A 4,289-nucleotide genomic window follows, 5' to 3' on the forward strand; every position below is an offset into this window, starting at 1 on the left:
CCGGACGCTCCGCCCCGGACGCTCCGGGCCGGCGTCACAGGTCGATCGAGTAGTCGAGGACGACGCGGTCGGCGGGCAGCACGATCTCGCGGCAGACCTCCATCACGCCGGCGCGCGCCAGCATCCGGCGGGTGATGCCGAGGACCGGCACGCCGCCGCTCATCCGGAGCGTCTCGGCCTCCTCGGGGGTCGGCATGCGGGACCGGACGGCCTCCTCCACCCGGATCGGCGGATGCCCGAGGTAGGCGAGCTGCGCGAGCGTCCCGCCGGGCCACGGCTCGCGCGCCGGGTCGGAGACCGGCGTGCCGCCGACGAGGTCCCACGGCAGGTAGTTGACGGAGATCTGCTGCGGCTCGCCGCGCGCGTAGAACACGAACCGGCGGCGCAGCAGCTCGGTGCCGGCCGGCAGCTCGAACAGGGCGCCGAGCTCGCCGTCCGCCCGCACCCGGGTGAACTCCTTGTCGAGCCGGTACTCCGCCCAGGTGATCTTCTGGTCGCGGGTGAAGGTGGTCTCGGGGACCGCCAGGGGGCGGGTCACCGCGCGGTACCGGTCCATCGCGACGCGGCGCGCCGGCGGGACGACCTTGACGAGGGTGCCGCCGCCGCGGCGGGTCTCGACGAGCCCCTCGCCGCGCAGCAGCGCGACCGCCTGGCGGATGACGATCTCCGAGACGCCGTGCGCCTCGCACAGCTCCGCGATGGTCGGCAGCCGGGTCCCCGGCGGCAGGCTGCCGTCCCGGATACCCTCCCGCAGCGTGTCGGCGATGCGCAGGTAGGCGGGGCGGTCGGGCACCGGCGTCACCTCCCAACTCGGTTGCCGCGCGTTCGAACCGCGTTCGACCTGACGTTCGATCCCGCTTGGTCCCTCCTTGCCATCCCTGCCCCGCGGGCGCTATCCGCGAGGGCACGGTCCGCTTACGGACAGCTTGACACCTCTTAGGCCAAGTAAGACTTTTGTATACAGAAGAACGGCCTTGGGGAAGGGACGACCTTGATGGGCGACTTCGATGAGTTGAAGGCGGCCATCGAGGAGGAGTTCCCGGGTTGGCAGGTGTGGCGCAGCGACGCGGGACGCTGGTACGCGACCCGCAGCGGCGACCTCAGCGACGCCGAACTCCAGGCGGGATGTGCGATGACGGTGGCCGCGGACGACCCGGCGGGGCTGCGCGGCCTGCTCGCCGAGCAGACCCGCCAGGGACGCGGGGACACGTGAACGTGCGCGATGGGGAGCAGCGCGGCCCGGTCCGCGAGCGGGGGCGGACCGGGCCGGGATGCGCCGATACGGCAGGTACCTGTGTCGCTGAGGTGACACAGGAGTGGATCCCAGGGGGGTGGGGTCGGTGTCACCCCTGGGGCGAGGCGGCCGTTCCCCGGAAGGACGGGGCCCGGTAGGACGCGGGCCCGGCGGACGCGGCCGCACGGGCGGCGCCATCCGGCGCGACCCCACGACGAAAGAGTCGAGCCGCCCGTGCGGCCGCAACCGGCCGGAGCCCGTCCGCGAGCCCCGCCGAGTGCCCGCCGCCGACCCGCGCCGAGCCATCCCGATCATGAACGTCAAGCTCGTGGAAACAGGTCGGCCCGGCATGTGAGACCGGCGCTTCTCGGGGCACCTCTACAGGGGTGAAAGCTCAGTGACGGGAGGCCGTGAGGTCATGGCACGGGTGACGCGCGCGGAGATCGACCGGCTCGTCGGCGGCGACCACCACGATCCGCACGGCGTCCTCGGGGCGCATCCGGGCAAGGACGGCGTGACGGTGCGCGCGCTGCGGCCGCTCGCGGAGAAGGTCGAGGTCGTCCTGCCGAACGGGGAGCGGCATACGCTCCGCCACTTCCACGAGGGGCTGTTCCGCGCCACGCTGCCGGCGGACGCCTCGTTCGCGGACGGCGACGAGAGCAAGGCGCCGCTGGCCGTCCCCGACTACCGGCTCGCCGTCACCTACGGCGACGGCATCGAGACGATCCAGGACGACCCCTACCGGCACCTGCCGACGCTCGGCGAACTCGACCTGCACCTGATCGGCGAGGGGCGGCACGAGGAGCTGTGGCGGGCGCTCGGCGCGCGGGTCCGCTCCTACGCGTCCGCGTTCGGCACCGTCCACGGGACGGGGTTCGCGGTGTGGGCGCCGACGGCGCGCGGCGTGCGCGTGGTCGGCGACTTCAACCACTGGGACGGCCGCGCCCACCCGATGCGGTCGCTCGGCTCCACCGGCGTCTGGGAGCTGTTCGTCCCGGGCGTCGGCGACGGCATGTGCTACAAGTACGAGATCCTCGGCGCGGACGGCGTGTGGCGCACCAAGGCCGACCCGATGGCGCAGTGGGCGGAACGCCCCCCGGCGACGGCGTCCCGCGTGTTCACCTCGTCCTACGAGTGGGCCGACGGCGACTGGATGGACGGCCGCAAGGACCGCGACTGGCTGCACGAGCCCATGAGCGTGTACGAGGTGCATCTCGGGTCGTGGCGTCCCGGGCTCGGCTACAGGGAGCTCGCCGAGGAACTCACCGAGTACGTGCGCGACATGGGGTTCACGCACGTCGAGCTGCTGCCGGTCGCGGAGCACCCCTACGGGCCCTCGTGGGGCTACCAGGTGACGTCCTACTACGCGCCGACCGCGCGGTTCGGGAACCCGGACGACTTCCGCCACCTGGTCGACCGCCTCCACCAGGCGGGTATCGGCGTCATCATGGACTGGGTGCCGGCCCACTTCCCCAAGGACGAGTGGGCGCTGGCGCGGTTCGACGGCACCGCCCTGTACGAGCACGACGATCCGGCACGCGGCGAGCACCCCGACTGGGGGACGCTCGTGTTCAACTTCGGGCGCGCCGAAGTCCGCAACTTCCTCGTGGCGAACGCGTCGTTCTGGCTGGAGGAGTTCCACATCGACGGGCTGCGCGTGGACGCCGTGGCCTCGATGCTGTACCTCGACTACTCGCGCAACGAGGGCGAGTGGTCGCCGAACATCTACGGCGGCCGGGAGAACCTGGAGGCCATCTCCTTCCTGCAGGAGATGAACGCGACGGTCTACAAGCGCAACCCCGGCATCATGACGATCGCGGAGGAGTCGACGGCGTGGCCGGGCGTGTCGCGCCCGACGCACCTCGGCGGGCTCGGGTTCGGGTTCAAGTGGAACATGGGCTGGATGCACGACACGCTCGAATACCTGCGCCACGAGCCCGTGTTCCGGCACTACCACCACAACGAGATCACGTTCTCGCTGGTGTACGCGTTCTCGGAGAACTACGTCCTGCCGCTGTCGCACGACGAGGTCGTCCACGGCAAGGGGTCGCTGCTGAGCAAGATGCCGGGCGACGCCTGGCAGCAGTTCGCCGGGCTGCGCGCCCTCCTCGCCTACATGTGGTCGCACCCCGGCAAGCAGCTGCTGTTCATGGGGCAGGAGTTCGGGCAGGGCGCCGAATGGGCGGAGGAGCGCCCGCTGGACTGGTGGCTCCTCGACAACGCCGCCGAGGGCGCCAACCACCTCGGCCTGCAGAAGCTCGTCCGCGACTTGAACCGCACCTACCGGGGCGAGCCCGCGCTGTGGACGCGCGACAGCGACCACGAGGGGTTCCGCTGGATCGACGGCAACGACGCGGGCGGCAACACCCTCTCCTACCTGCGCTACGGGACGCCGCGGGACGGCGGCGACCCGCCGGTCATCGCGTGCGTCGTCAACTTCGCCGGGAACCCGCACGAGGGCTACCGGCTGGGCCTCCCCCGCGCGGGCGGCTGGCGCGAGGTGATCAACACCGACGCCTACGAGTACGGCGGCAGCGGGGTCGGCAACATGGGCCGCGTCGAGGCGGCCGGCGACCCGTGCCACGGGCTGCCCGCGTCGGCGGTGCTGCGCGTCCCGCCGCTCGGGGCCGTCTGGCTGGTGCCCGAGTAGCCTCGCGTGAATAGGGTGGGCGCATGCAGCGCCTGCACATCGTCCCCGGCCAGTTCACGGTGGAGCACCTGCCGCACGCGACGTTCCCCGAGGACGACGAGTGGATCGCGCTGGTGCGGGCCCCGGAGGGGCTCACCGTCGTGCGGGACGCGTCGCCGTACGCGGAGACCGAGCGCTGGGCCGGCTTCTACGGCGACGCCGCGCACGGCCTGGACGCGCCGGGCATGCTGGCCGCGATCGTGGGGCCGCTCGCGGACGCCGAGGTGCCCGTCTTCGTCGCGTCGACCTACCACGCCGATCTGGTGCTCGTCCCGGAGCACCGGCTGAAGGAGGCGACGGCGGCGCTCCGTGACGCCGGCCACCGCGTCGAGGTCTAGCCGCCCCTCTTCCGCAGGCGCCCTCTTC

Annotated in this window: 4 protein-coding genes; 3 read left to right on the forward strand and 1 reads right to left on the reverse strand. The window is 72.4% G+C overall.

The features are described 5' to 3' along the window. Nucleotides 1–34 precede the first annotated feature (34 nt). The gene (locus ACIWVC_RS01870; RefSeq protein ID WP_396447381.1) at nucleotides 35–793 is read right to left on the reverse strand and encodes a GntR family transcriptional regulator; all 759 of its coding nucleotides are present in this window, start codon (nucleotides 791–793) and stop codon (nucleotides 35–37) included. 201 nt (nucleotides 794–994) lie between these two features. Between ACIWVC_RS01870 and ACIWVC_RS01875 the strand changes: the two genes are divergently transcribed. From ACIWVC_RS01875 to ACIWVC_RS01885, 3 genes are all read left to right on the forward strand, one after another. Further along, nucleotides 995–1,213 carry a hypothetical protein gene (locus ACIWVC_RS01875; protein WP_396447380.1) on the forward strand — a complete coding sequence of 73 codons (219 nt, stop codon included), beginning with the start codon at nucleotides 995–997 and terminating at the stop codon, nucleotides 1,211–1,213. A gap of 439 nt (nucleotides 1,214–1,652) precedes the next feature. Continuing rightward, complete coding sequence (gene glgB, locus ACIWVC_RS01880; RefSeq protein WP_396447379.1) at nucleotides 1,653–3,884, forward strand: 1,4-alpha-glucan branching protein GlgB; 2,232 nt, start codon at nucleotides 1,653–1,655, stop codon at nucleotides 3,882–3,884. Between the two features lie 23 nt (nucleotides 3,885–3,907). Next, nucleotides 3,908–4,261, forward strand: coding sequence for an ACT domain-containing protein (locus ACIWVC_RS01885; protein WP_396447378.1), 354 nt, complete (start codon nucleotides 3,908–3,910; stop codon nucleotides 4,259–4,261). Nucleotides 4,262–4,289 lie beyond the last annotated feature (28 nt).

It is taken from the genome of Actinomadura sp., assembly GCF_044508335.1.
GTDB lineage: Bacteria > Actinomycetota > Actinomycetes > Streptosporangiales > Streptosporangiaceae > Spirillospora.

Excerpts from the sequence above, each read along its gene's own strand:
- ACIWVC_RS01875 (WP_396447380.1), top strand. The coding sequence starts at position 995 with ATGGGCGACTTCGATGAGTTGAAGGCGGCCATCGAGGAGGAGTTCCCG.
- glgB (WP_396447379.1), top strand. The coding sequence starts at position 1,653 with ATGGCACGGGTGACGCGCGCGGAGATCGACCGGCTCGTCGGCGGCGAC.
- ACIWVC_RS01885 (WP_396447378.1), top strand. The coding sequence starts at position 3,908 with ATGCAGCGCCTGCACATCGTCCCCGGCCAGTTCACGGTGGAGCACCTG.